Source organism: Massilia sp., assembly GCF_031995545.1.
Classification (GTDB): Bacteria; Pseudomonadota; Gammaproteobacteria; order Burkholderiales; family Burkholderiaceae_D; genus Telluria.
The window spans coordinates 40,869-66,390 of record NZ_DAMAGA010000012.1 but is presented as its reverse complement, the minus strand read 5'-3'; the positions used below and the strand labels follow the sequence as shown (position 1 = coordinate 66,390).

Genomic DNA, 25,522 nt, shown 5'->3' with positions numbered 1-25,522 from the left:
GCATGACCGAAACCGAATTTTTGGACCTTGCCGACAGTACCCTCAGCCAGATCGAGGAAGCCTTCGACCGCCTCAACGACGAGGACGTGGTCGATGTCGAGTGCAAGCGCAGCGGCAACGTGCTCGAGATCGAATTCATCGACAACGGGTCCAAGATCATCGTCAACAGCCAGGCCCCGCTGCAGGAGATGTGGGTGGCGGCGCGCTCGGGCGGGTTCCACTACAAGCGCGTGGATGGGGAATGGCGCAATACGCGCGATGACAGCGAGTTCTTCGCGTCGCTGTCGAAGTATGCGAGCGAGCAGAGCGGGGCGAACGTATCCCTGACGTGATCGCGTAGGGTTGGCCGATCGTATAAAAAAGGGGCAGCCACTTGGCTGCCCCTTTTTGCTATCTAACGATCAGATCAGAACAATTCGTTCCGCACCGCGTCGCGCACCTTCTGCTCGCTCGGCGCCGGCGGCGGTCCCACGTCCAGCGTCTCGACGCCCATTCCCGGCGGCGTCTCCGCGTAGTAGAACTCGTTCCCATACTGCACCAGCCCGGCCGGCACTTCGCGTTCCACCATCGGTTCCGACTTGAGCGCCTTCTGCATGTAGCCGATCCAGATCGGCAGCGCCAGGCCGCCGCCGGTTTCGCGGTTGCCCAGGTTGCGCGGCTTGTCGTAGCCCATCCAGGCGATACCGACCAGCTTCGGCTGGTAGCCGGCGAACCAGGCGTCGATCGAGTCGTTGGTGGTGCCGGTCTTGCCCGCCAGGTCGGTGCGCTTCAGGGACATCGCCTTGACCGCGGTGCCGTGGCGCACCACGTCCTTGAGCATGCTGTCCATCAGGAAGGCGTTGCGCGCATCGATCACGCGGTTGGCTTCGTCGCCCGCTTTGGCCGGACGCGCTTCCGACAGCACCTTGCCATCGCTGTCGGTCACTTTCGAGATCAGGTACGGGCTGATGCGGTAGCCGCCGTTGGCGAACACGGCGTAGGCACCGGCCATCTGCAGCGGCGTGGTCGAGCCCGCGCCCAGCGCCATCGTCAGATACGCCGGATTGCGTTCCGGATCGAAACCGAAGCGGTTCGCGAATTCCTGGCCGTAGCGGGCGCCGATCTTGTTCAGAATGCGGATCGAGATCATGTTCTTCGACTGCATCAGGCCGCGGCGCATGGTCATCGGGCCGTCGTACTTGTTGTCGTAGTTCTTCGGTTCCCACGCCTGGCCGCCGGTCTGGCCGGCGTCAAACGAGATCGGCGCGTCGTTGATCACGGTGGCCGGCGACAGGCCGCGCTCGAGCGAGGCCGAATAGATGAACGGCTTGAACGAAGAACCCGGCTGGCGCCAGGCCTGGGTCACGTGGTTGAACTTGTTGCGGTTGAAGTCGAAGCCGCCCACCAGCGCGCGGATCGCACCGCTTTCGGTATCGGCCGCAACAAACGCCGATTCGACTTCCGGCATCTGGGTGATCAGCCATTTCGATTCGTCGTCCTGCGTCACGCGGATCACCGCGCCGCGGCGGATGCGGCGGTTCGGCGCCGCCTTGTCGGACAGCCAGGCGCGCGCGAAGGTCAGGCCCGGGCCGCTCAGGGTGATGGTCTCGCCCGAGGCGATGGTCGCCTTCACCTGGGTGCCGGTCACCTCCAGCACCACGGCGGCGATGATGTTGTCGCTGTCCGGATGCTCGGCCAGCTCGGCTTCGATCGCTTCGTCGGCTTCGCCCTTGGCGCCCGGGATCTCGATGTACGACTCGGGGCCGCGGTACGGGCGGCGGCGTTCGTAGTCCATCACGCCGCGGCGCAGCGCCAGGTAGGCGGCGTCCTGGTCGGCCTTGGTAATGGTGGTGAACACGTTCAGGCCGCGGGTGTAGGTGTCTTCCTTGAACTGTTCATAGACCAGCTGGCGCGCCATCTCGGCCACGTATTCGGCGTGCACGCCGAAGGCCGTGCTGTCCGACTTGATCTTGAGCGGCTCGTCCTTGGCTTGCGCGAACTGGGCGTCGGTGATGTAGCCGAGCGAGTGCATGCGGGTCAGGATGTACTGCTGGCGGGTGCGGGCGCGGGTCGGATTGACCACTGGATTGTAGGCGGATGGCGCCTTCGGCAGGCCGGCCAGCATTGCCGCTTCGGCCACGCTGATGTCGCGCAGGTCCTTGCCGAAATAGATCTGGGCCGCCGACTGGAAGCCGAAGGCGCGCTGGCCCAGGTAGATCTGGTTCATGTACAGCTCGAGAATCTGGTCCTTGCTCAGGTTCTTCTCGATCTTCCAGGCCAGCATCGCTTCATACGCCTTGCGCTTGAAGGTCTGCTCGGACGACAGGAAGAAGTTGCGCGCCACCTGCTGGGTGATGGTCGAGGCGCCCTGGCGCGCACTGCTGCTAGTGGCGTTGTGCACGGTCGCGCGCAGGATGCCCCAGTAGTCGATGCCGCTGTGTTCATAAAAACGGTCGTCCTCGATCGACAGCACCGCCTTCTTCATGACGTCCGGGATGTCCTTGAAATGCACCAGGGTGCGGCGCTCTTCGCCGAACTCGCCGATCAGGACGTTGTCGGCGGTGAAGATCCGCAGCGGCATCTTGGGCCGGTAATCGGTGATGGTGTCCAGCGCCGGCAGGTTCGGGTAGGCCATCGCCAGGGCGAAGACCACGACCAGCACGCCGATCGCGCCCAGACCAAACACGCCAGCGATGCCAAGCAACAACAGACGCTTGGGGCTGAACTTCGAGGAAGAGGATGAAGCTTGTTTCTCTTTCATGCTGACTTTCGCTTTGTTGATCCGCCTCATTATAAGGCAGCGGTTTTGCGCCTGATACTCACTTGAGCTCAATAAATCCTAGCAGCAAGAACTTAATGGCAAGGCTAATGACATTGTCTTAAGACTAAAAACACAAGAGGAATATTGGCCTTGCAATGGAAACCGGAAAGTGTGGCGCGCACGCGCCGGATTCTATTCTTCCCAGGTAGAAATATCTTGTCCCCAGTCATCTTTTGTTGCTACGATTTGCCTCTGTATTTGACGTAAGTATCGGATTTTTATAAGAAATACACACCTGTGGCATCCGAGACAACTTCCCCTTCGCGGGCGTTCATTGCAGTGACCTGTCTAATTGAAGAGCAGCTGAAGAGTAGCTAAGGGGAGTTTGAGTGATCAATCTGGGTTCCTTGTTCGGACGATCGACACCGCCAATGGTCGGGCTCGATATCAGCACGTCGGGTGTCCGCCTGGTCGAGCTGGCCGATGCCGGCAAAGGTGTCGTCCGCCTCGAGCGCTACGCTACCGAAGCGCTGCCGCGCGGCGCTGTGGTCGACGGCAATATCGAAAACCTGGAGCAGGTCACCGATGCGGTGCGCCGGGTCTGGAAAAAAAGCGGCACCCGTGCCCGCCACGTGGCGCTCGGCATGCCGCCGGCCGCTGTCATTACCAAGAAGATCATCCTGCCGGCCGGGCTGTCGGAAGACCAGCTGGAAGTGCAGGTCGAGTCAGAGGCCAGCCAGTATATCCCGTTCGCGCTCGATGAGGTCAGCCTCGACTTCGACGTGATCGGCGCCGCTCCCAATTCCGCCGAAGACATGGAAGTCATGCTGGCCGCCGCACGCCGCGAAAAAGTCGAAGACCGGGTCGCGATCGCCGAAGCCTCGGGCCTGATCGCCACCGTGATGGACATCGAATCGTATGCCGCCCGCAGCGCACTGGAACACGCGGTGATGCCGCGCGCCGGCCAGATCACAGCCCTGTTCCAGATCGGCGCCCAGGCCACCCACGTCTCGGTGCTGGTCGGCGCCGACACCGTCTACGAGCGTGAGCAGCCGTTCGGCGGCAACCAGCTGACCCAGGACATCGTGCGCGCCTACGGCATGGCGTTCGAGGAAGCGGAAACCCGCAAGAAAGCCAACGACCTGCCCGAGAACTACGGCCCCGACGTGCTGGCGCCGTTCCTGGAAAACGCGGCGCTCGAAATCACGCGCGCGATCCAGTTCTTCTACACCTCGACCCCGTACACCCGGATCGACGGGCTGTACCTGGCCGGCGGCTGCGCGCTGCTGCCGGGCCTGCTCGACATCGTTGCCAGCCGTACCCGCATCAACACTGCCCTGGTCGCGCCGTTCGACGGCATGCAGTTCGGCCCGAGCGTGCGCGAACACCAGCTGCGCCAGGAGGGCCCGGCCTTCCTGGTCGCCTGCGGCCTGGCGCTGCGGAGGTTCGGCTGATGATCCGGATTAACCTTCTCCCGCACCGCGAAGCCAAACGCAAGCAGAAGCAGCAAGCCTTCGTGGCCCTGCTGGCGCTGGGCGGCGTGGTGGGCGCGGCTGTGGTGCTGCTGGTGGGCGGCTACAACGCGCGCCAGATCTCGGTCCAGGAACAGCGCAACGCCGTGCTGACCCAGGCCAGCGCCGACCTCGACAAGAAAATTGCCGAGATCAAGACCCTCAAGGAAGACATCGCCGCCCTGCAGGCGCGCCAGCAGGCGGTGGAAGACCTGCAGGGCGACCGCAACCAGCCGGTGCACCTGCTCGACGAGCTGGTGCGCCAGACTCCGGAAGGCGTGCAGCTGAAAAGCGTGAAGCAGGATGGCCGCCGCGTGACCCTGGGCGGCAGCGCCCAGTCGCAGGAGCGGGTGGCCGAACTGCTGCGCAACCTGTCCGGCGCCTCGCCCTGGCTGCAGACGCCCGAGCTGGTCGAGGTGCGCGCCGCGACCGTCGGCGGCGCCAAGGGAACCAGCGTGCGCCGCGTGGTCGAGTTCACCCTGACCGTTGCGATCAAGCGCAGCCGCGACGAAGAACAGGCCGGCAAGGATGGCAAGCCGGTCAAACGTGCCAAGAGCAGCACATGAAGAATATCGATCTCAACGAGCTGTTCGCCGACCTGGCGGCCCAGTTCCAGGACTTGCAGGGACGCCAGCCGGGCCAGTGGCCGCTGGCGCCGCGTCTGCTGTGCGCGGCCGGTGTGATGGCGGCGGTGATTGGCCTGGGCTACTTCTTCTACTGGAGCGAACAGTTCGCGCAGCAGGACAGCGGCGCCGCCCAGGAACAGACCCTGCGCACCGAATACGAAGCCAAGATGGCGCAGGCGATCAACCTGGAAGCGCTCAAGGAACAGAAGAACCAGGTCGACCAGTACGTGGCGCGCCTGGAACGCCAGCTGCCTAACAAATCGCAGATCGCGGATCTGCTGTCGGACATCAACCAGGCCGGCGTCGGCCGCGGCCTGCAGTTCCAGATGTTCAAGCCGGGCCAGGAAGTGCTGCGCGACTATTACGCCGAGCTGCCGATCGACATCCGTGTGAATGGCCGCTACCACGACATGGGCGCGTTTGCCGCCGACATGGCGAACCTGCCGCGCATCGTCACGCTGAACAATCTGGCGATCCTTGATAAGGACGGCGTGCTGGAAATGGAAGCCATCGCCAAGACCTTCCGCTACCTCGACCAGGAAGAACTGGCGGCGCAGCGCAAGGCGCGCGCGGAAGAGAAGAAGAACAAGCGCAAGCGCGGAGGCGGCTCGTGATGCACGTTAAACAGTTTGCGCCGGCGTTGGCGGCCTTGTTGCTGGCCGGCTGCGGCGACGGCGGCGTGGGCGAGATCCAGGACTGGATGCGTCAGGTCGAAGCGCGCACCGCGGCCAAGGTCGAGCCGCTGCCGGCGCCGACCCAGTTCGTGCCGCAAGGCTATGTGCCGGGCGAAGCGCTGGACCCGTTCAACATCGCCAAGCTCAGCGGCGACGCGACCCAGGCCGGCGCCACGCGCCGCAACCCGTATCAGCCGGACGTGAACCGGCCCAAAGAATTGCTCGAAAACTTCCCGCTGGACACGATGCAGATGGTCGGCACGCTCCATAAAGGCGGCGTCAGCTACGCGCTGGTGCAGGTCGAACGCACCTTGTACCACGTGCGCGCCGGCCAGCGGATGGGACAGAACTATGGCCGCATCGTGCGCATCACCGACGGCGCCATCGAACTGCGCGAAGCCGTGCAGGATTCGAACGGCGACTGGACCGAACGCATGGCAACGATCGAGCTGCAGGAAAACAAGGAGAGTGGGAAATGACCCCAGGTTTTAACATGCGTCCGCGTTCGCGCTTCAGCTTTGCCGTGCCCGCGGCCCTGGCGCGCGCTGCCGCCGCACTGCTGCTGACGGCCGGCGCCGCGCTGGCGCAGGCCCAGTCGACGCCCCAGAATGCGATCGAATCGATCACCGCCAACCAGCAGGGCGCCAACGTGGTCATCAATGTCGCCATGCGCCAGGCGCCGGCGCGCGCGCCGATCGGTTTCGCGATCACCAACCCGGCCCGCATCGCGCTCGATTTCGGCGCCACCGCCAACGCGACCGGCAAATCGACCCAGGAACTGAACCTGGGCGACGTGCGCGGCGTGAACCTTGTGCAGGCCGGCGAACGCACGCGCCTGGTGCTGAACCTGTCGCGTCCGCTCAACTACGCCACCGCGATCGACGGCAAGTCGGTGATCGTCACTGTCGAAGGCACCGGCGCCGTGGCGCGCGCGGTGAATGCCGACGGCTTGCCGGCTGCTGCTGCGGCTCCGGCCGCCAGCGTGCGTCCGGCCCTGCGCGGCCTCGACTTCAAGAGCGGCGCCAACAACGCCGGCCGCGTGGTGGTCGACCTGCCCAACAGCCAGGTCGCGGTCGACGTGCGCCAGACCGCCAGCGGCGTGGTGGTCGACTTTGCCGGCACCCGCCTGCCGGAAAACCTGCGCCGCCGCCTGGACGTGACCGACTTCGGCACCCCGGTTTCGAGCGTGACCACCACCAGCCACGGCGACAACACCCGCATGACCATCGCCGCCCAGGGCAACTGGGAGCAGTCGGTGTACCAGAGCGACACCCAGCTGGTGGTCGAGGTGCGCAAGGTGGCGGTCGATCCGAACCGCGTCAGCCAGGGCTCGGCGAACAATCCGCAAGGCTTCAACGGCGAAAAGCTGTCGTTCAACTTCCAGAACGTGGAAGTGCGCGCCGCACTGCAGGCAATCGCCGACATCTCGGGCCTGAACATCATCACCAGCGATTCGGTTGCCGGCAACCTGACGCTGCGCCTGCGCGACGTGCCGTGGGACCAGGCGCTGGACGTGATCCTGACCGCCAAGGGCCTGGACATGCGCAAGAACGGCACCGTGCTGTGGATCGCGCCGAAAGAAGAACTGCTGACCAAGGAAAAGCTGGAGCTCGAGCAGCGCGCCCAGATCGCCGAACTCGAGCCGCTGCGCTCGGAGATCTTCCAGCTGAACTACCAGAAGGCGGAATCGTTCCGCAACGTGTTCGGCCTCGACGCCAACGGCGGCGCCAGCGCCAACGACAAGAACCGCGTGCTGTCCAAGCGCGGCAGCGCCATCATCGACCCGCGCACCAACCAGCTGTTCGTGACCGACATCGCCTCCAAGATCGAGGATATCCGTAAACTCATCCAGAAGACCGACATCGCCTCCAAGCAGGTGCTGATCGAGGCGCGCCTGGTGGAAGCCAACGACGGCTTCTCGCGCAACCTGGGCGCCAAGCTCGGCTTCGCCGACATGCGCACCCTGCGCGGCGGCGACTCGGGCTGGCAGGTCAGCGGCAACGAGCGCATCGCCATCGGCGGCAACCTGAACGGCGTGGGCCAGGTCACCGGCCAGGTCTCGAGCGAGAACAGTTTCGCCAACACCACCATGGTCAACCTGCCGGCCGCGAATATCGGCGGCATCGCCCCGACCTCGCTGGCGTTCTCGCTGTTCTCGTCGGCCGCCAACCGCTTCCTGAACCTGGAACTGTCGGCGCTGGAAGCCGACGGCAAGGGCAAGATCATCTCGTCGCCGCGCGTGGTCACCGAAGACAAGCAGGTCGCCGTGATCGAGCAGGGCGTCGAGCTGCCGTACGAACAGGCCACCAGCAGCGGCGCCACCTCGATCAGCTTCAAGAAAGCCAACCTGCGCCTGGAAGTGATCCCGCAGATCACGCCGGACGGCAACGTGGTGCTGGAAGTCGACGTCAACAAGGATTCCAAGGGCGACGAGACCCGCGCCGGCTTCGCCATCAACACCCAGCACGTCAAGACCAAGGTCATGGTCGAGAACGGCGGCACCGTGGTACTGGGCGGCATTTACCAACAGACCGAGCGCAACAACGTGACCAAGACCCCGCTGCTGGGCGACGTCCCGCTGCTGGGCTACCTGTTCAAGACGACCGGACGCGAGAGCACCAAGACCGAATTGCTGGTGTTCATCACGCCCAAGATCGTCAACGAGAACGTGGCCGGCGTGCGCTGATGTAGCAGAGAGCAGCGCTGCCGGGCCAGGAATTTCATCCATCACAACAACCGACAACAACAAGTCCTGATATGAAAAACCCGAACTTTACCTACGGCACCCTGGCCCTGCTCCTGGCGGCCACCCTGAGCGCCTGCGGCGGCGGTGGCGGCAGCCCCGGCACCACCGTCGGCAACACCGGCAACGGCGGCAGCGGCGGCGGCACTACCACGCCGGCGGCGCCGAGCGTCGGCGTGACCCTGGTCGGCGCCAATGGCCAGGCCAGCGGCGCGCTCAGCGGCGCCACGCCACTGACCGTGCGCGCGGTCGTGCTCGACGCCAGCAACAAGCCGGTGCCCAATGCCCTGGTCGCTTTCACCTCGAGCGCCACCCTGGCCGTGTTCGCGCCCGAGTCCGGCACCGCGCTGACCGACGCCAGCGGGACCGCCAGCATCACCATGCGCGCCGCCAGCCTGGCCGCGGGCGGCGCCGGCAGCGTCACCGCCACCGCCACCTTGCCCGGCACCGCGACCACCGTCAGCGGCAGCGCCAACTATTCCGTCAATGCCACCGCGCTCAGCTTCAGCGCGGTGCGCCTGGATACGGCCAGCATCGATGCCTATGGTTCGACCCTGGTGTCGGTCGATCTGCTGGCCAACGGCGCCAAGTACACCGGCCAGCAGGTCAACGTCAGCTTCAGCTCGGCCTGCGTGACCGCCGGCAAGGCGACCCTGGCAGCCAGCGTCGCCACCAATATGGGCACCGCCCAGACCGTATATCGCGACCAGGGTTGCGGCAACAACGACGTGATCACCGTCTCGTCCGACGGCGTCGCCACTCCGGCCGCCGCCTCGCTGGCGATCGCGGCGCCGAGCGCCGCCTCGGTCCAGTTCGCTGAAGCAGTACCAAACGACAAATCGATCGTGATCCGCGGCCAGGGCGGCATCAACCGCACCGAGACCGCCACCCTGCGCTTCCGCGTGTTCGACGTGTTCGGCCGTCCGCTGGCCGGCAAAGCGGTCGATTTCCGGGTGATGCCAGAAGGCGTGGTCACCCTGAACAAGGCGCGCGACAACACCGACGCCAACGGTGAAGTGATCACCACCGTCAACTCGGGCACGATGCCGACCAGCTTCCGCGTCCACGCCACGCTGCCGGGCACCGCCACCGCCAACCGTCCCGACATCACCACCGCGTCCGATTCGATCGTGGTGACCACCGGCCAGCTGGTGCAGCGCGCCTTCTCGCTGAGCGTGACCAAGGCCAATGTCGACGGCACCTTCGACAGCGGCACCAGCACCCCGGCCTCGGTCGCCAACATCCTGATCGCCGACGGGTTCGGCAACCCGGTGGCGGACGGTACCCCGGTGGTGTTCCAGACCAATATCGGCGCCATCGGTTCGTCCGACCGCGGCGGCTGCCTGACCGTGAACGGCGGCTGCTCGGTCGACTTCCGCGTGCAGAACCCGCGCACCGCGCTGCCGAACCTGCCGGCCACGCCATGCAACACCGGCAGCGGCCCGGGCGTCTCGCCGGACAGCACCCGTCCGGGCGTGGCGACCATCTGCGCCAGCACCACCGACGGCACCAATACCCAGTTCGCCAAGACCACCATCACCCTGAGCGACAACATCCTGGCCCGGGTCTACGTGAATGGCAGCACCACCCCGGCCAGCGGCGATCCGATCGACCTGGGCGATGCGCCGGCCGCCGATCCGAAGGTGTTTACGCTGCAGCTGACCGATCTTAACGGCAATCCGCTGCCAGCGGACTCGGTGGTGGCGATCACCGGCCTGTCCGGCGCCACGCTGGTGGAGATCACTCCGGCCAAGGTGGGCAACATCTTCGCCGTCCACAGCAGCGGCACCGCGCCCAACGGCTCGACCCACCGCGTCACGCTGAACGCCGCCACCAAGCCGTGCACCGCGGCGGCCAAGGCGACCTTCAACGTGTCGGTGACCACGCCGCGCGGCGACACCAGCTCGAAGGCGTTCACCATGAACTTCACCTGCCCGTGATTCCGCGCTACGCGTCGGGGATAGCTTGACGCGATGATTTGACGAAATGAGAGGCTGCCAGTCTATACTGGTCGCCTTTTCATTTGAGCGGGCTTGGTAGTGCCACATCCCAAGAACAACAATATTTTCCTTGTCGGCCTGATGGGGGCGGGAAAGACCACCATCGGCCGGCTGCTTGCGCGCAAGCTGAACCGCCGCTTCATCGACTCCGACCACGAGATCGAGGCGCGCACCGGCGCCACCATTCCCTGGATCTTCGAGATCGAAGGGGAGGCCTGCTTTCGCAAGCGCGAAGCCGACGTGATCCGCGACCTGACCGCCCAGGACGGCCTGGTGCTGGCCACCGGCGGCGGCGCCGTGCTGAATCCTGAAAGCCGCGCCCTGCTGGCCGAGCGCGGCACCGTGATCTACCTGCGCGCCTCGATCGGCAGCATCCTGCAGCGCACCTCGCATGACAAGAACCGTCCGCTGCTGCAGACCGCCGACCCGCGCGCCAAGCTGGAAGAGCTGCTCGAGCAGCGCGATCCGCTGTACCGCGAGATCGCGGACCTGGTCATCGACACCGGCCGTCCTAACGTACAATCGATGGTACAAACCATATTGGACCAGCTGGCGGCGCAGGAAAACGCACGCGCGCGCCGGCTTGCAAGGACAGCGATGAACGAACAGGCACAGACCCACCTCACCCTCAACGTCGATCTCGGCGAGCGCAGCTACCCGATCGCGATCGGCCCCGGCCTGCTGGACGATGGCGCACTGCTGGCGCGCCATATCCAGGGCCAGAAGGTGGCCATCGTCACCAACACCACGGTCGCGCCGCTGTACCTGGACAAGGTCGCCGGCCACCTGCGCGCGGCCGGCCGCGAAGTGGTCGAGATCGTGCTGCCGGACGGCGAAGAGCACAAGAACTGGCAGTCGCTGAACCTGGTGTACGACGCGCTGCTGCAGAATAAATGCGACCGCAAGACCACGCTGGTGGCCTTGGGCGGCGGCGTGATCGGCGACCTGACCGGCTTCGCCGCCTCGAGCTATATGCGCGGCGTGCCGTTCGTGCAGATCCCGACCACGCTGCTGGCCCAGGTCGATTCCTCGGTCGGCGGCAAGACCGGCATCAACCACCCGCTGGGCAAGAACATGATCGGCGCGTTTTATCAGCCGCGCGCGGTGCTGGCCGATACCGCCACCCTGGACACGCTGCCGGCGCGCGAGCTGGCCGCCGGCCTGGCCGAAGTAATCAAGCACGGCGCGGTGCTGGACGCCGCCTTCTTCGACTGGATCGAAGCGAATATCGACAAACTGGTCGGGCGCGACCCCGACGCGCTGGCGCACGCCATCGCGCGTTCGTGCGAGATCAAGGCCGACGTGGTGCGCAAGGACGAGCGCGAAGGCGGCCTGCGTGCGGTGCTGAACTTCGGCCACACGTTCGGCCACGCGATCGAGAACGGTCTCGGCTACGGCGCCTGGCTGCACGGCGAAGCGGTCGGCTGCGGCATGGTGATGGCGGCCGACCTGTCAGCGCGCCTGGGCCTGATCGATCCGGCCAGCGTGGAGCGCATGCGCGCCCTGGTGCGCGCCGCCGGCCTGCCGGCCAGCGCGCCCGACCTGGGCGAGGCGCGCTGGATCGAGCTGATGGCGGTGGACAAGAAGAACGAGGGCGGCGAAATCCGCTTCATTCTTCTGAAACCGCTCGGCAGCCCGTCGATCACCACCGCGCCGATCGAGCACCTGCGCTCGACGCTGGCGGCCTGCAGCGGCTGAAGGGGAGGGCGATGATGGACTTCGACGCCGGCCTGGCCCCGTACGCGGCCCATTCCTCGCAATCGCGCGGGCGCAAGCACGCCGAGCCTGCACCCGGTTCGCGCAGTGAATACCAGCGCGACCGCGACCGCATCATCCACTCGACCGCGTTCCGGCGCCTGGAATACAAGACGCAAGTCTTCCTGAACCACGAAGGAGACCTGTTCCGCACCCGCCTGACGCACTCGATCGAGGTGGCGCAGATCGGCCGCACGCTGGCGCGCAGCCTGCGCCTGAACGAAGACCTGGTCGAAGCCACCGCGCTGGCGCACGACCTGGGCCACACGCCGTTCGGCCACGTCGGCCAGGACGTGCTCAACGAATGCATGGCGGACTATGGCGGCTTCGAACACAACCTGCAAAGTCTGCGCGTGGTCGACCACCTGGAAGAGCACTACGGCGCCTTCGACGGGCTGAACCTGACGTTCGAGACGCGCGAGGGCATCCTCAAGCACTGCTCGCTGAACAACGCGCGCCAGCTGGGAGAACTCGGCCAGCGCTTCATCGACCGCACGCAGCCCAGCCTGGAAGCGCAGCTGACCAACCTGGCCGACGAGATCGCGTACAACAACCACGATATCGATGACGGGCTGCGCTCTGGCCTCCTCACGATGGCGCAGATGGAAGAAGTGGAGCTGTTCGCGCGCCACCGGCATGCGGTGGAGCAGGCGTATCCGGGGCTGGCGGGGCGGCGCGCGTTGTACGAGACGATCCGGTTGATGATCACGGCGATGACGGCCGATCTGGTGGAGACGTCGAGTGCCTTGCTGCTGGAAGCGGCGCCGAAGAGCATCGACGAAGTTCGGGCCGGGCCGCCGTTGATTCGTTTTTCAAGCGAGATGCGGGCCGAGACCACGGCGCTGAAGCGCTTCTTGTACGCGAACCTGTATCGCCATTTCCAGGTCAATCGCATGCGGGTGAAAGCCAGCCGCATCGTGCGCGAGCTGTTCGAAGCGTTCCTCAACGATCCGGTGCTGCTGCCGAACGATTATCAGGTGGCGGACGATCCGATGAAGCAGGCGCGCAAGATCGCCGATTACATCGCGGGCATGACCGACCGCTATGCGATCCGCGAGCATCGGCGGATTTTCTCGCTCGATCATTTCTGAGGTACGAGCCAAGCAGTCCCTGATTTTCAATTTATTTGGCTTTTCACGGAGCGTGAAAAGACTTAAAAAATGAAATTTGGGGGACGCTTGAAATATTGCTATGCGAAGAGGCTAGGCGCTGCCAGATCCAGCAACAGCTTCTTGACCGGCGCCGGCAGCGGGGCGTCGCTGATGGCGCTCATGTCCCACCACTGATAACGGCTGTCGGCATCGGCGCGCGACGCCAGCGTCACGGCGAACGGCGCGATGTGCAGCTTGTAGTGCGTGAACACATGCACCAGCGGACGCAGCGCGCGTACTTCGTCGAGCGTGCCGAAGGCGCTGGCCGCCGCGGCGACATCCGAGGTACAGACCGGTTCTTCATCTTCTTCCATCGGCACATGCCCGCCGACTTCCGGCAGCGACAACAACCCGCCCCAGATGCCGGTCTGCGGCCGCTGCTCGAGCAGCACCTGGCCGCCATCGACGATCACGAGCATCGCGGTGCGCTTTTCCGGCGTCGTCTTCTTCGGCTTGCGCACCGGCAGTTCGGCGGTGCGCCCGGTGGCGAAGGCCACGCAGCGGTCCTGCAGCGGACAGCGCCCGCAGTCGGGCCGCGAGCGCGTGCACAGCGTGGCGCCCAGGTCCATCAGGCCCTGGGTATAGGCCTCGATCGCGCCAGGATTGTCCTGCGTCTCCGGCAGCAGCGCTTCGGCGCGGCGCCACATCGCATCCTCGATCGGCTTGATGCCCGGGTAGGCGTCGATCCCGAACACGCGCGCGAACACGCGCTTGACGTTGCCGTCCATGATGGCGGCGCGCACGCCGCCGGAGAACGCGGCGATCGCCGCCGCGGTCGAGCGGCCGATGCCGGGCAGGTCGGCCAGCAGTGCCGGGTCGCTCGGAAACACGCCGTCGTAGTCCTGCACCACGCGCTTTGCGCAGGCGTGCAGGTTGCGCGCGCGCGTGTAGTAACCGAGGCCGCTCCAGTGCGCCATCACGTCTTCGCTTGGCGCTTCGGCCAGCGCCTGTACGGTCGGGAAGCGTTCCAGGAAGCGCGCGTAGTAGCCCAGCACCGCCGCGACCTGGGTCTGCTGCAGCATGATCTCGGACAGCCACACGCGGTAGGCATCCGTCGTGTTCTGCCATGGCAGGGTGTGGCGGCCGTGGCTGCGCTGCCAGTCGACCACCGCTTGCGAGAAGCTCGGGTCGGCCAGGTCGTCGAGGTTGCCCAGCCCCGAGACAGCGGGGCCGAAGTCGTTCAATCGTTTCATATCGTTTATGCGGTTTCGGGTTGCGTCGCTTCGTTTGCCGGCTCCAGCGCCAGCGTGGCGTCGACCCGGGCCGCGCTGGCCGCGAGGCGGGTGCGCGTGTCTTCCAGATCGACCTGGCCCTGCTCGAAGGCGGCGATCTTTTGCTCCAGGCTGTCGGTGGCGTCGTGGATGCGCTGCACCGAGGCCTGGCGCTGGCGCAGGCCGTCGCGGTGCTGGCGGATCTGGCCTTCCAATGGCGCGTTGACCACTTTCAGCCAGGCTTCGACTTCGGCATTTGCCGCGCGCAGCACGCGCCGTACGCGCGAGGCGATCGAATCGAAGAAGCGCTCGAGCAGGGTGGCGCGGCTGGTCATCAGGAGCGTGGCGGTGCCGAACTGGCGCGCGAACAGCAGCTCGACGGCGTCGATCTCGTCGCGCTGACGCGCCAGCGACAGCGCCGGCGGCGGATTCAGGCCCAGGCCGTGTTCGGTCGCGAACTTGCGCTGCATCGCTTCCATCATGGCCTTGATCTCGTCGATCCTGGCCTGGCCCGCATCCAGCGTGGCGCGCACGGCATTGAAGTAATCTCGTACCGGGCCGCGCATGCCGGTGGCGAAGCGCGCCGCCGTCATCGCCGATCGAACTGCATCGGTACGTTCCTGCAGCAGGTCCATGCCCAGCGTCGTGTACAGGTCGGTGGACAGGCGCGTGAATACCGCACGCGTGCCTTGCAGCTTGAACAGGCCGGCGTCGAATTCCTTCTTTTCCAGCTCGACGCGCTTGACCATGTGCGCGATCACGCCGCGGTTCTTGCCGCGCAGGCTGCGCAGTTCCTGCAGCTGCTCGACCAGTTCGCGCAGGCGGCCTGCGGCCAGCGTCTGCGACGACACCAGCAATGCTTCCAGGTCGGCGCGTAGCTGGCGCGCGGCGATCTCGCGCCGTGCGGGAATCAGGTGCCGGTACAGCGCCGTTTCGAGGGCGCCAAGGCGGCTGCGTTCGAACAGCGCCATGTCGCCGCCGACGCGCGCCACCAGGGCCTTCTGCGCCGAGACCGGATACACCTGGCCGTCGTCGAGGCCGAGCAGGCGCGCCACGTCGTGCTGCTGGCGTGCGATCTCGGCCTCGATCGCGGCGTCGCTTTTGAGCTCATCCCACATGGCGTCGATCTTGTTCAGCACCGCCAGGCGGCCCGGCCCGGCGCCGATGTGGGTGCGCCAGACTTCGATGTCGCTGCGGGTGACGCCGGTTTCGGCGGCCAGCACGAACAGCACCGCGTGTGCGTTCGGGATCAGGTTCAGCGTCAGTTCCGGTTCGGTGCCGATCGCGTTCAGGCCCGGGGTGTCGACGATCACCAGGCCCTGTTTCAGCAGCGGGTGCGGCAGGTTGATCAGGGCGTGGCGCCATTGCGGGATCTCGACCGTGCCATCGGCTGCGAGGCCGGCGGCCAGGTCGGGATCTTGCGGGTCATACAGGCCGTAGCGCTCGGCTTCCTGCGCCGACACCCGGCAGGTCTGGCTGACCTGGCGCAGCGTCTCCTGCATGCGCGCCGGATTGTCGAGCTCGAGCGGCAGCACGGTCCAGGCAGCGGGATCGTCGCGGTAGTCGCCGGTGGCTAGCTGGCCGGCGCGGGTGGCGATCGGCAGCAGGCGGATGCAGGGCGGCAGCGCAGGGTCCCACAGCAGCTCGGTCGGGCACATGGTGGTGCGGCCGGCGCTGGAAGGCAGGATGCGCTGGCCGTAGTCGGCGAAGAACAGGGCGTTGATCAGCTCGGTCTTGCCGCGCGAGAACTCGGCCACGAAGGCGACCGTCAGGCGGTCGTCGCGCAGGCGCGCCAGCGCCCGCTCGAGGATCTGTTCGCCGGCGGCGTCGATCAGCCCGGCCTGGCGCAGCGCGGCGCCGTGGCTCGCCAGGGAGTCCGCGACTTGCAGGCGCCACGCGCCATACTGTTGTAAGTCCTGCATGTTTGTTTACCCGAAGATGGTGCTCAGCGCTGGCACTTGGCGCAATAGAAGGTGGAACGTTGGCCCTGCTTGATCTGGCGGACGGGCGCCTCGCATTGCTTGCAGGGAACACCAGCACGATCATAGACGAAATACGTCTGCTGGAAATATCCAGATTGGCCATTTACGGCAATAAAGTCACGCAGTGTGCTGCCACCCTGCACGATGGCGGCGGCCAGGATGTCGCGGATCGCTTCGGCCAGCCGGTCGTAGCGTGCGCGGCTGATGCGCGAGGCCGGGGTCTTGGGGCTGATGCCGGCGCGGAACAGGCTTTCGCAGGCGTAGATATTGCCGACCCCGACCACGATGTCGCCGGCCAACAGCACCTGCTTGATCGGCGCGCTGCGGCGCCGCGTTTCACGGAACAGCAAGGCGCCGTCGAAATCGTCGCCAAGCGGCTCCACGCCCAGGCCGCGCAGCAGCACGTGATCCTCCAGCGGGCCGTCTTCGCTGGCATGCCACAGCACGGCGCCGAAGCGGCGCGGGTCGTGCAGGCGCAGTACCTGGCGGCCTTCGGGGCCGTTCACCACCAGGTCGAAATGGTCGTGGGTGCGTGGCTCGATCCCCGGCGGCAGCACGCGCAGGTGGCCGGACATGCCGAGGTGGACGATCAGGGTGCCGTGCTCGAAATGCACCAGCAGGTATTTGCCGCGCCGGCCGGTGCCCAGGATGCGGCGGCCGGCCAGCAGTTCAGACAGGCCGGCCGGGAACGGCCAGCGCAGGCCTTCGCGCCGGCACACGACCTGCTCGACGACGCGGCCTTCGATATGGGGCGCGACACCGCGCCGGGTGACTTCTACTTCTGGCAGTTCAGGCATGGGGGAGGGGATTCGTGTAAAGTCGGAAGGGATGCTGCCATCTCGGCCGCAGCGCCGGTCCGGGCTCAGCTATCGGCGCGGCAGGCGCAGACGGTTGAGCGTAGAATTTGACAACAACTCGGACACTTGGACTTGCTTTGAAAAACGCTTTCGCCATTGTAACTCTCTCCGGCCTGTTGACGGCATGCGCTGTCGCGCCGCAACAGCACTTGGCGACGTCCGGCGGCGAGGCCGACAGCGACCGTTTCGGGCAGGTCCAGGCGCAGGACAACGGTGACGCCGATGCGGAAGCAAAACCCGAGCTGGACGAGGAAGAGCAGGCCGCCAAGACCAAGGCCGAGGAAGAAGCGCGGCTGCCCAAGGTCGAGCTGACACCGACCATGCTGCAGCAATTGCTCAAGGCCGAATTCGCTTTCCGTAACGGCGACTGGCAAGGTCCTTACCTCACCATGTTGAGCCTGGCGCAGCAAACGCAAGACCCGCGTCTGGCGCGGCGCGCGGCCGAGATGGCAGTGGCGGCCAAGCAGGCTGACGACACGCTGGCCGCGGTGCGGCTATGGTACCGGCTCGATCCGCAATCGGACGAAGCGACCCAATACTTCGTCGGCATGGTGGTCACGTCCGACAATATCGCCGAACTGGAACCGGTGTTCGAACAACGCTTGCGCGAAGCGCCGCCCAACCGGCGCGGCGTGCTGATGTTCCAGGTCCAGCAGTTGCTGGGCCGCGCCAAGGATAAGGAAGCGGCGGTGGCGATGCTCGAGCGCCTGATCGCGCCCTACCAGGGCACAATGGAAGCGCACATCGTGCGCGCCCAGGTGGCGCTGGTGCGCGGCGACAAGGAAAAAGCGCGCACCGAGGCGCAGGCGGCACTGGCGGTGCGGCCGAATTCCGAGATCGCGGTGCTGATGCTGGCCCAGGTGACCGAGGACGACGAAGCGGTAATGCGCTTGCTCGATGGCTTCCTGCAAAAGTATCCCGAAGCGCGCGAGGTGCGCGCGGCCCAGGCCCGGGTGCTGGTCAACCGCAAGGACTATCCGCGCGCGCGCCAGGAATTCGAGCGCCTGCTGAAGGACCAGCCGGACAATGCCGCCCACTTGTATGCGCTGGGTATCCTGGCGACCCAGATGAACGACGCGCCTGGTGCAGAGCGCTACTTCACCCGCTTCGTCGAGGTGCTGGGCCGCAATCCGGACGACGAACGCGATCCGTCGCGTGCATTGCTGATCCTGTCGCAACTGGCGGAAGAGCGGGGCGACCTGGCCGGCGCCCTGCAGTGGCTGGACAAGGTGCCGGAGGGAGCCGATCCGCAAGTCCTGTTCAATTCACAATTGCGGCGCGCCCAGCTGGTGGCCAAGCAGGGTGATCTGGCTGGCGCGCGGCGCCTGCTCACCACCCTGAAGCCGTCGGAGCCGGCGCGCCAGGCCCAGGCGATGGCGGCCGAGGCGCAACTGCTGCGCGACGCCAACCAGTTGCAGGAAGCGTATGTGCTGATGGAAGCGGCAGCCAAACGCTTCCCGAAGAATCCCGACCTGCTGTACGACTTCGCGCTGCTGGCCGAAAAGCTGGGCCGGGTTGACGTGATGGAAGTGCAATTGCGCGAAGTGATGGCACAGGCGCCGGACAATCACCACGCCTACAACGCCCTCGGTTACTCGCTGGCCGAGCGCAATGTGCGCCTGCAGGAAGCGTATGGGCTGATCGCCAAGGCACTGGAGATGGCGCCGGACGACCCCTTCATCATGGACAGCATGGGCTGGGTGCACTACCGCATGGGCAATCTGGGCGAGGCCGAGAAATTCCTGCGCCGCGCCTATGGCTTGCGGCGCGATCCCGAGATCGCGGTGCACCTGGGCGAAGTGCTGTGGCAGAAGGGCGACAAGACTGCGGCCCAGCAGCTGTGGCGCGAAGCGCGCGCCAAGGATCCGGACAACGACACGCTGCGCACGACGCTGGCGCGCCTGCGTCTGTCTTTGTGACCTTGTGAAATAATCCAGTCTTGCACCGGGCGCCAGCGGCGTCCGGTTGATCACGTATAAATCCTTTCTAGATATTGATCCGATGCCGATGACCCGACGCCTTGCCATGTTTGCCGTGGCCGCTTCCTTTGCCGCAACGCTGGCCGGCTGCGCCACCAGCACTGCCAATCTGTCGCGCGCCACGGTGGGCGCCTACCAGGAAACCATCGATCTGTCGGGTCGCCTGTCGGTCAATTACCAGAAGGATGGCAGGAAAGAATCGTTGAACGGCAATTTCACCTGGGCCCAGCGTCCGGCGGCGATCGACGTCACCATGGTGTCGCCGCTGGGGCAGACCGTGGCCGTGGTCAATGTCACGCCGGAAGCGGCCACGCTGACCCAGGCCGGGCAAGCGCCGCGCACGGCGGGCGATATCGACGGCCTGAGCCAGCAGACGCTGGGCTGGCCGCTGCCGGTGTCGGGCTTGCGCGACTGGCTGCAAGGCTATGCGGTGGATGCCGAGGGCAAGCGTTTCCAGGCGTCGCCGGCCAACAGCCAGATCGTCACCAAGGACGGCTGGCGCCTGCGCTTCATGAGCTGGCAGGATGAAGCGGCGCCGCAGCCGAAGCCGCGCGTCATCAGCGCCGAGCGCGCCGCGGTGGGCGATATCCAGGACCTGGCGATCCGCATCGTCATCGATCCGGCGGCCTGATCCATGATGCGTTCGCTCCATGATTGCCCGGCCCCGGCCAAGCTCAACCTGTTCCTGCACGTGGTCGGGCGCCGCGCCGACGGCTACCACCTGCTGCAAAGCGTGTTCCAACTGATCGACCGCGGCGACACCCTGCATTTCGACCTGCGCGACGATCACGAGATCGTACGCACCAACGAGGTGCCGGGCGTGCCGCAGGAGCAGGACCTGATCGTGCGCGCACTGCGCCTGCTGCAGGCGGAATATGTGCGCCGACACGGGCAACTGCCGCCGGGTATCGACGTGGCGATTCAAAAGATCTTGCCGATGGGCGGCGGCCTGGGCGGCGGTTCGTCGGATGCGGCCACCGCGCTGATGGCGGCGAATCACCTGTGGCAGGCAGGCTTGCGCCGTGAAGAATTGATGGCGCTCGGCCTGCCGCTGGGCGCGGACATCCCGTTCTTCCTGTTCGGGCAGACCGCGTTCGCGGAAGGCGTGGGCGAGGATTTGCAGGCGGTGCCGGGGCCGGATTGCTGGTACGTCGTGATCGAGCCGGGTGTCGCCGTGCCGACGCCTGCAATTTTTTCTGCGCAGGATTTGACAAGAGATACAAAGCCGGTCAGAATAGCGGACTTTTCCAGGGACACCAATTCAGGCAGTTTGGTTGGTTTCGGGAAAAATGATTTGCAGGACGTGGCGATGCGCCTGTTCCCGCCAGTAGCAGAGGCGGTTGAATGGTTGGGCAGCCATGGCGATGCCAGGATGACTGGCTCAGGGGCGTGTGTGTTTTGCGCGTTTCCAGGCGAATTCGCCGCCAACCAAGTGTTGGCGCAAGTGCCCTCCAAATGGACGGCATGGAAAGCGAAGTCCCTTGAAAGACATCCTCTGAATTTCTTCGATAAAGAAATCGCTCTTGCAAATCAGTGAGTTAGAGAATATAATTTTGCCTGTCGCAGCGTTGAGCGTAACGCGTAAAACGATGCGATAAGCAAGTGAAGGTCGTGTAGGGGAATCGCCAAGTTGGTTAAGGCACCGGATTTTGATTCCGGCATTCCAAGGTTCGAATCCTTGTTCCCCTGCCAAAGTTTTCTTGATCTGTCGATGCGGATGCGTCCAGCAAGAAAAATACGATGCGGTGCCGAGCGCCCCATCAGTACAATGACATCAGCCGGTATATCCGGCTGATTGTTTTTCCACTGTATCAACGCTACTCATTTGGGACTCCCATGGCTTACGAAAACCTGATGGTTTTTACCGGCAATGCCAATCCGGCACTAGCAGAGGGGGTCGCAAAGAGCCTCGGTATTCCTCTCGGTAAAGCAGTCGTCTCGAAGTTCTCGGACGGCGAAGTCATGGTCGAAATCAACGAGAACGTCCGTGGTAAGGACGTCTTCGTTCTGCAATCGACCTGCGCTCCTACCAACGACAGCCTGATGGAAATCATGCTGATGGTCGACGCTCTCAAGCGCGCCTCGGCTGGCCGCATCACTGCTGCCATTCCTTACTTCGGTTACGCCCGCCAGGACCGCCGTCCGCGTTCGGCGCGTGTGGCGATCTCGGCCAAAGTCGTGGCCAATATGCTGGAAGAAGCCGGCGTCGAGCGCGTCCTGATCATGGACCTGCACGCCGACCAGATCCAGGGTTTCTTCGACATCCCGGTCGACAATATCTACGCTTCGCCAATCCTGCTGGGCGACCTGCAGAAACGCAACTACGACGACCTGCTGGTCGTGTCGCCGGACGTCGGCGGCGTGGTGCGTGCCCGTGCGCTGGCCAAGCGCCTCGGCTGCGACCTGGCGATCATCGACAAGCGCCGTCCAAAGGCGAACGTGTCGGAAGTCATGAACATCATCGGTGAGGTCGAAGGCCGCAACTGCGTGATCATGGACGACATGGTCGACACCGCCGGCACGCTGTGCAAGGCCGCCGAAGTGCTGAAAGAGCGCGGCGCCAAGAAAGTCGTGGCGTATTGCACCCACCCGGTTCTGTCGGGTCCGGCAATCGACCGTATCACCAACTCGCCGCTGGACGAGCTGGTCGTCACCGACACCATTCCGCTGAGCGCGGCAGGCGCGGCTTGCGACAAGATCCGCCAGGTGTCGTGCGCACCGCTGCTGGCTGAGACCTTCAAGCGGATCGTGAAGGGTGACTCGGTCATTTCGCTGTTCGTCGACTAAGCAACAACGACGCTGAATTTCGCGGCGCGCCTGGCTAATAGCCGGCGCGCCGTTGACGTAAGTAGAACTGAGGTTCCCGGCTGTGCGGGAACGACGTTTAGAAGTATCTGATTCTTGAGCGCGCAGCGTGGCGCTCGTTTTTGACTGTCCCTGGTCGCGGGGATGGTCACCACTGGGTTACCGGGCTGGTATCGACCGGCATTCGGACCCTTATTTTTGGAGTTTCACATGAAAGTAGTCGCATTCAACCGCACTCAGCAGGGGACCGGAGCGAGCCGCCGCCTGCGCAAGGCTGGCCAGACCCCAGGCATCATCTACGGTGGCGCCGGCGCCCCGGAACTGATCGCTCTGGACGGCAACGCCCTGTACCACGCGCTCAAGAAAGAAGCATTCCACGGTTCCGTGCTGGACCTGGAAATCGACGGCAAAGCCCAGCAAGTCCTGCTGCGCGACTTCCAGATGCACGCATACAAGCAACTGGTCCTGCACGCTGACTTCCAGCGCGTTGATTCGTCGAAGCCAATCCACACCAAGGTCACCCTGCACTTCGTGAACGCCGAGATCTCGCCAGCCGTCAAGCTGAGCAGCGCCGTCGTGTCGCACGTGCTGAACGAACTGGAAGTGTCGTGCCTGCCAGGCAAGCTGCCGGAGTTCATCGAAGTCGACCTGTCGAAGCTGGAAGCCGGCCAGTCGATCCACACCGGCGACCTGGTCCTGCCAGAAGGCGTGACCGCGCTGACCCACGGCCAGAACCTGACCGTCGTCACCTCGTCGATCCCACGCGGCGCAGCTTCGGCTGAAACCGCTGCCGAGTAATTTCGGTTTGGATTGCGCCGCTTCGGTGGCGCATCGAACGAAACCCGCCGTGGCTTGCCCGGCGGGTTTTTGTTTTGTGGGGTCACATTTATTTGGTAATCGGTATCCGTGCCGCAGTCGTGGCGGGAAACGTAGGGTGCAAACCTGAAAGCCGCCGACCCCATGTTTGAGCGATAATCGCCTTTTCTTGAGATTGATAAGCACGCATGTCCATCCGTCTGATCGTCGGCCTCGGCAACCCTGGCCCGGAATACGAACAAACCCGCCACAATGCCGGCTTCTGGCTGGTGGACAACCTGGCCAACAGCCTGCCGGGTTGCCGCCTGCAGCGCGAATCGCGTTTCAATGCGCTGGTCGCCAAGACCTCGATCTCCGGCAACGACGTCTGGCTGCTCGAACCGCAGACCTACATGAACCGCTCCGGCCAGTCGGTCGGCGCGCTGGCGCGCTTTTATAAAATCAATCCGGACGAAGTGCTGGTGGTGCACGACGAACTCGACTTGCTGCCCGGCGTCGCCAAGCTCAAGAAGGGCGGTTCATCGGGCGGCCACAACGGCCTGAAGGACATCACCTCGGCCCTCGGCACCCAGGAATACTGGCGCCTGCGCCTTGGCATCGGCCATCCGCGCAGCCTGAATTTGCAGCAGGCGGTGGCCGACTTCGTACTGCACCGTCCGCGCCGCGAAGAGCAGAGCCTGATCGAAGAGTCGATCGACAAGGCCCTGCGCATCATCCCGCTCTGCTGCGAAGGCAAGCTGGATACGGCGACGATGCAGCTGCATACCGCCTGACGCGTTCAGCGTTTAGCCTCCCTTGACCACGACCTGCGTGCGCAGGTCGCGCAGCATGCGCTCGAGCGCCGGCCGCACGCGGCGGTAGTCGGCGGGCGAGCAGGTCGCCTGCGTATGCCGGAACTTCAACTGGCGCTTGACGGTCACCAGCGCACCGCGCCGTTCATAGCGCGAGCGGTAGGCGAAGTTGGCATCCTCCACTTTCACTGCACGCGGCAGCGCCAGCACGCGCGCCCGCTTCGGCAGGCTGAACTGCAGCTCGTCCTCGGCGTCGATCGCCGGACAGACGAATTCCTGGCGCCGTTCCGGCTCCTGCGCAAACGCCTGCACCGCGTCGCCCAATCCTCCCCAGAAATTGTAGGTGGTCGCCAGCCCGGCGGGGCCGGGCAGCTGGGCAAAGCCGTCGCTGGCGCCGCGGAAGGACAGGGTGTAATCGTCGCCGACACTGTCGGTGTCGCCGGGTTCGAGCACGCCGCCGCCTACGTGACCGAGTCCCTGCAGCATGCGTTCGACGAAGCGCTCGCGTTCGCTCGGCGCGGTGGCGCGCACCACGCGCCGGTAGGGTTCGGCCTGGGCACCGCTGCTGGTGCGCGTGACGCGAAAAGCGCTGCTGCCGTCGGGCCGGATGTCGAAGCGGGTCAGCGTGCGGCTGCGCGCAGGCTGGAAGAACGGGATCATCGCGAATTCGCCCGAGCGCGCCAGCACCACCGGCTTGCCCAGCAGGCTTGGCGGCAGGAAACCGCCCGCCACCGATTCGGCGGTCGGGTCGAGGTACAGCTGCAGCGATGGCACGTAGACAATGGCGTGGTTCAGCACGCCAAGCGTGGGTACTTCGGGCAGCCGGTAGGCGTCGCCGTTGTTGACCAGCGCCACCGTGCTGTCGATGCCGGCGCTGCCCAGCAGGGCTTCGAGCAGCGTCGCATGATCCTTGCAGTCGCCGTAGCGATTCGCCAGCACGCTGGCCGCGGCGTGCGGCACCACGCCACCCGGTCCCAGATAGACGCCGACGTAGCGCACGTTCTTGCGTACCCAGTCCGACAATGCGATCGCACGCTCGCGCCGGTCGACGATGCCGCCGGCAATGCGTTGCGCCAGCGCCATCACGCTGTCGTCCGCCAGCGCCTTGCCGGCGGCGCGTTCCTGGTAGGCGTGCGCGAACGCGGCATAGTCTGGGAAGGTCGAGACCGCGAGCCGCTTGCCGTAATCGAGGTAGCTGACCGAATCGGCTTCGATGCGCGCGTTGTCGCCATCGACGTAGCGCCATTGATAGCGCCGCTTGCCCGGCGGGCCGGTACCGGCCAGCGCCTCGAACCCGACCGCATCGGCGTGCAGCGGCAGCGATGGCGGCATGTCGTAGATCAGGCGAAAGTCGCGGTGGCGGTGGAAGCGCGCCGTCGTCAGGTCTTCGAACTGGCCGGGGAACAGCGGCGTGTGGCGCCGCACGACGTAGCGCACCGCTACCCGGTCGCCGGGCTGGACGTCGGGGAAGACCACGATCTTGAGGCGCGTGTCCTGGAACATCGGCGCCTCGAGCGAGGCGGCTTCCTGCTGGTCGCGGATCTGGTGCGGCTGCACCGCCAGTCGCCGGCCGTCGGCTTTTTCGGTGTGGGCCTCGACCGAAACGACGGTGTCGAGCGACTGGTTGTAGCCGATGTAGTGCTGCGCATGCTCGTGCACGGCGTCGCGCGTGGCGATGGTTTTGATCTGCTCGACCGTGAGCGTATAGCTGCCGTCCGGCTCGACGACGAAATGCTGGACATGGCGCTCGACCGTCACCGAATGGTCGGTGCCGTGATCGGTACCGGGTGCACGCGCCAGTGCTGGGCCGGATAGCGACCACAAAAGCAGGCTCAGCATGACGATGAAGCGCAGGGACATAGTGTTCTCCAGGCACGCGAC

20 protein-coding genes and 1 tRNA gene are annotated in these 25,522 nt (G+C 65.3%); 16 read left to right on the top strand and 5 right to left on the bottom strand.

The genetic code is table 11. From position 1 onward, the window contains the following. The first annotated feature begins 2 nt into the window (after positions 1 to 2). Positions 3 to 332 carry an iron donor protein CyaY gene (gene cyaY / locus RTQ83_RS11180; RefSeq protein ID WP_312514364.1) on the top strand — a complete coding sequence of 110 codons (330 nt, stop codon included), beginning with the start codon at positions 3 to 5 and terminating at the stop codon, positions 330 to 332. 74 nt (positions 333 to 406) lie between these two features. Here the strand turns inward: cyaY and RTQ83_RS11175 are convergent, their stop codons facing one another. Beyond that, on the bottom strand, positions 407 to 2,740 hold the full coding sequence (locus tag RTQ83_RS11175) for a penicillin-binding protein 1A (RefSeq protein WP_312514362.1): 2,334 nt from the start codon (positions 2,738 to 2,740) through the stop codon (positions 407 to 409). 431 nt (positions 2,741 to 3,171) lie between these two features. On the opposite strand from RTQ83_RS11175, the gene RTQ83_RS11170 reads away from it, so the two are divergent. The 8 genes from RTQ83_RS11170 (at position 3,172) to RTQ83_RS11135 (ending at position 13,140) form a co-directional block, all read left to right on the top strand. Beyond that, entirely contained in the window at positions 3,172 to 4,194 is a 1,023-nt protein-coding gene (locus tag RTQ83_RS11170; RefSeq protein WP_409456105.1) for a pilus assembly protein PilM, read from the top strand. Next, positions 4,194 to 4,817 carry a PilN domain-containing protein gene (locus RTQ83_RS11165; protein WP_312514359.1) on the top strand — a complete coding sequence of 208 codons (624 nt, stop codon included), beginning with the start codon at positions 4,194 to 4,196 and terminating at the stop codon, positions 4,815 to 4,817. The genes RTQ83_RS11170 and RTQ83_RS11165 overlap by 1 nt, the downstream gene beginning before the upstream one ends. Beyond that, positions 4,814 to 5,491 carry a type 4a pilus biogenesis protein PilO gene (locus RTQ83_RS11160; protein WP_312514358.1) on the top strand — a complete coding sequence of 226 codons (678 nt, stop codon included), beginning with the start codon at positions 4,814 to 4,816 and terminating at the stop codon, positions 5,489 to 5,491. The genes RTQ83_RS11165 and RTQ83_RS11160 overlap by 4 nt, the downstream gene beginning before the upstream one ends. After that, a complete protein-coding gene (locus RTQ83_RS11155; protein ID WP_312514357.1) occupies positions 5,491 to 6,030 on the top strand; it encodes a pilus assembly protein PilP in 540 nt (179 codons plus the stop codon). The genes RTQ83_RS11160 and RTQ83_RS11155 overlap by 1 nt, the downstream gene beginning before the upstream one ends. Beyond that, positions 6,027 to 8,237, top strand: a complete 2,211-nt coding sequence (gene pilQ, locus RTQ83_RS11150; protein WP_312514355.1) for a type IV pilus secretin PilQ — start codon at positions 6,027 to 6,029, stop codon at positions 8,235 to 8,237. Before RTQ83_RS11155 ends, pilQ begins: the two co-directional genes overlap by 4 nt. A gap of 71 nt (positions 8,238 to 8,308) precedes the next feature. Continuing rightward, complete coding sequence (locus RTQ83_RS11145) at positions 8,309 to 10,234, top strand: Ig-like domain-containing protein (protein WP_312514353.1); 1,926 nt, start codon at positions 8,309 to 8,311, stop codon at positions 10,232 to 10,234. A gap of 141 nt (positions 10,235 to 10,375) precedes the next feature. After that, positions 10,376 to 11,992, top strand: coding sequence for a bifunctional shikimate kinase/3-dehydroquinate synthase AroKB (gene aroKB / locus RTQ83_RS11140; protein WP_409456106.1), 1,617 nt, complete (start codon positions 10,376 to 10,378; stop codon positions 11,990 to 11,992). 14 nt (positions 11,993 to 12,006) lie between these two features. Beyond that, positions 12,007 to 13,140, top strand: coding sequence for a deoxyguanosinetriphosphate triphosphohydrolase (locus tag RTQ83_RS11135; protein WP_312514471.1), 1,134 nt, complete (start codon positions 12,007 to 12,009; stop codon positions 13,138 to 13,140). 98 nt (positions 13,141 to 13,238) lie between these two features. On the opposite strand, the gene mutY is transcribed toward RTQ83_RS11135, so the two are convergent. The 3 genes from mutY to mutM are packed head-to-tail and all read right to left on the bottom strand — an operon-like array spanning position 13,239 to position 17,190. Then, a complete protein-coding gene (mutY, locus tag RTQ83_RS11130) occupies positions 13,239 to 14,393 on the bottom strand; it encodes an A/G-specific adenine glycosylase (protein WP_312514351.1) in 1,155 nt (384 codons plus the stop codon). A 5-nt stretch (positions 14,394 to 14,398) separates the two neighbouring features. Next, positions 14,399 to 16,333: a dynamin family protein gene (locus RTQ83_RS11125; protein WP_312514349.1), complete on the bottom strand. Its 1,935-nt coding sequence runs from the start codon at positions 16,331 to 16,333 to the stop codon at positions 14,399 to 14,401. 23 nt (positions 16,334 to 16,356) lie between these two features. Continuing rightward, positions 16,357 to 17,190 carry a bifunctional DNA-formamidopyrimidine glycosylase/DNA-(apurinic or apyrimidinic site) lyase gene (mutM, locus tag RTQ83_RS11120; RefSeq protein WP_312514347.1) on the bottom strand — a complete coding sequence of 278 codons (834 nt, stop codon included), beginning with the start codon at positions 17,188 to 17,190 and terminating at the stop codon, positions 16,357 to 16,359. Positions 17,191 to 17,327: 137 nt separating this feature from the next. Between mutM and RTQ83_RS11115 the strand changes: the two genes are divergently transcribed. From RTQ83_RS11115 to pth, 7 genes are all read left to right on the top strand, one after another. Continuing rightward, the gene (locus RTQ83_RS11115) at positions 17,328 to 19,169 is read left to right on the top strand and encodes a tetratricopeptide repeat protein (protein ID WP_409456104.1); all 1,842 of its coding nucleotides are present in this window, start codon (positions 17,328 to 17,330) and stop codon (positions 19,167 to 19,169) included. 88 nt (positions 19,170 to 19,257) lie between these two features. After that, complete coding sequence (locus tag RTQ83_RS11110; RefSeq protein ID WP_312514343.1) at positions 19,258 to 19,860, top strand: outer membrane lipoprotein LolB; 603 nt, start codon at positions 19,258 to 19,260, stop codon at positions 19,858 to 19,860. 6 nt (positions 19,861 to 19,866) lie between these two features. Further along, positions 19,867 to 20,766, top strand: coding sequence for a 4-(cytidine 5'-diphospho)-2-C-methyl-D-erythritol kinase (gene ispE / locus RTQ83_RS11105; RefSeq protein WP_312514469.1), 900 nt, complete (start codon positions 19,867 to 19,869; stop codon positions 20,764 to 20,766). A 78-nt stretch (positions 20,767 to 20,844) separates the two neighbouring features. Continuing rightward, positions 20,845 to 20,921 (top strand) — tRNA-Gln (locus RTQ83_RS11100). 144 nt (positions 20,922 to 21,065) lie between these two features. After that, on the top strand, positions 21,066 to 22,016 hold the full coding sequence (locus RTQ83_RS11095) for a ribose-phosphate pyrophosphokinase (RefSeq protein WP_312514341.1): 951 nt from the start codon (positions 21,066 to 21,068) through the stop codon (positions 22,014 to 22,016). 228 nt (positions 22,017 to 22,244) lie between these two features. After that, positions 22,245 to 22,832, top strand: coding sequence for a 50S ribosomal protein L25/general stress protein Ctc (locus RTQ83_RS11090; protein WP_312514340.1), 588 nt, complete (start codon positions 22,245 to 22,247; stop codon positions 22,830 to 22,832). Positions 22,833 to 23,038: 206 nt separating this feature from the next. Further along, positions 23,039 to 23,623 (top strand): aminoacyl-tRNA hydrolase, encoded by a 585-nt coding sequence (pth, locus tag RTQ83_RS11085; protein ID WP_312514338.1) that lies wholly within the window; start codon positions 23,039 to 23,041, stop codon positions 23,621 to 23,623. Positions 23,624 to 23,635: 12 nt separating this feature from the next. Here pth and RTQ83_RS11080 read toward each other — a convergent pair whose 3' ends face one another. Continuing rightward, positions 23,636 to 25,501: a DUF3857 and transglutaminase domain-containing protein gene (locus tag RTQ83_RS11080; RefSeq protein ID WP_312514335.1), complete on the bottom strand. Its 1,866-nt coding sequence runs from the start codon at positions 25,499 to 25,501 to the stop codon at positions 23,636 to 23,638. Positions 25,502 to 25,522: the final 21 nt, after the last annotated feature.

Excerpts from the sequence above, each read along its gene's own strand:
- cyaY (WP_312514364.1), top strand. The coding sequence starts at position 3 with ATGACCGAAACCGAATTTTTGGACCTTGCCGACAGTACCCTCAGCCAG.
- RTQ83_RS11175 (WP_312514362.1), bottom strand. The coding sequence starts at position 2,740 with ATGAAAGAGAAACAAGCTTCATCCTCTTCCTCGAAGTTCAGCCCCAAG.
- RTQ83_RS11170 (WP_409456105.1), top strand. The coding sequence starts at position 3,172 with ATGGTCGGGCTCGATATCAGCACGTCGGGTGTCCGCCTGGTCGAGCTG.
- RTQ83_RS11165 (WP_312514359.1), top strand. The coding sequence starts at position 4,194 with ATGATCCGGATTAACCTTCTCCCGCACCGCGAAGCCAAACGCAAGCAG.
- RTQ83_RS11160 (WP_312514358.1), top strand. The coding sequence starts at position 4,814 with ATGAAGAATATCGATCTCAACGAGCTGTTCGCCGACCTGGCGGCCCAG.
- RTQ83_RS11155 (WP_312514357.1), top strand. The coding sequence starts at position 5,491 with ATGCACGTTAAACAGTTTGCGCCGGCGTTGGCGGCCTTGTTGCTGGCC.
- pilQ (WP_312514355.1), top strand. The coding sequence starts at position 6,027 with ATGACCCCAGGTTTTAACATGCGTCCGCGTTCGCGCTTCAGCTTTGCC.
- RTQ83_RS11145 (WP_312514353.1), top strand. The coding sequence starts at position 8,309 with ATGAAAAACCCGAACTTTACCTACGGCACCCTGGCCCTGCTCCTGGCG.
- aroKB (WP_409456106.1), top strand. The coding sequence starts at position 10,376 with ATGGGGGCGGGAAAGACCACCATCGGCCGGCTGCTTGCGCGCAAGCTG.
- RTQ83_RS11135 (WP_312514471.1), top strand. The coding sequence starts at position 12,007 with ATGGACTTCGACGCCGGCCTGGCCCCGTACGCGGCCCATTCCTCGCAA.
- mutY (WP_312514351.1), bottom strand. The coding sequence starts at position 14,393 with ATGAAACGATTGAACGACTTCGGCCCCGCTGTCTCGGGGCTGGGCAAC.
- RTQ83_RS11125 (WP_312514349.1), bottom strand. The coding sequence starts at position 16,333 with ATGCAGGACTTACAACAGTATGGCGCGTGGCGCCTGCAAGTCGCGGAC.
- mutM (WP_312514347.1), bottom strand. The coding sequence starts at position 17,190 with ATGCCTGAACTGCCAGAAGTAGAAGTCACCCGGCGCGGTGTCGCGCCC.
- RTQ83_RS11110 (WP_312514343.1), top strand. The coding sequence starts at position 19,258 with ATGACCCGACGCCTTGCCATGTTTGCCGTGGCCGCTTCCTTTGCCGCA.
- ispE (WP_312514469.1), top strand. The coding sequence starts at position 19,867 with ATGCGTTCGCTCCATGATTGCCCGGCCCCGGCCAAGCTCAACCTGTTC.
- RTQ83_RS11095 (WP_312514341.1), top strand. The coding sequence starts at position 21,066 with ATGGCTTACGAAAACCTGATGGTTTTTACCGGCAATGCCAATCCGGCA.
- RTQ83_RS11090 (WP_312514340.1), top strand. The coding sequence starts at position 22,245 with ATGAAAGTAGTCGCATTCAACCGCACTCAGCAGGGGACCGGAGCGAGC.
- pth (WP_312514338.1), top strand. The coding sequence starts at position 23,039 with ATGTCCATCCGTCTGATCGTCGGCCTCGGCAACCCTGGCCCGGAATAC.
- RTQ83_RS11080 (WP_312514335.1), bottom strand. The coding sequence starts at position 25,501 with ATGTCCCTGCGCTTCATCGTCATGCTGAGCCTGCTTTTGTGGTCGCTA.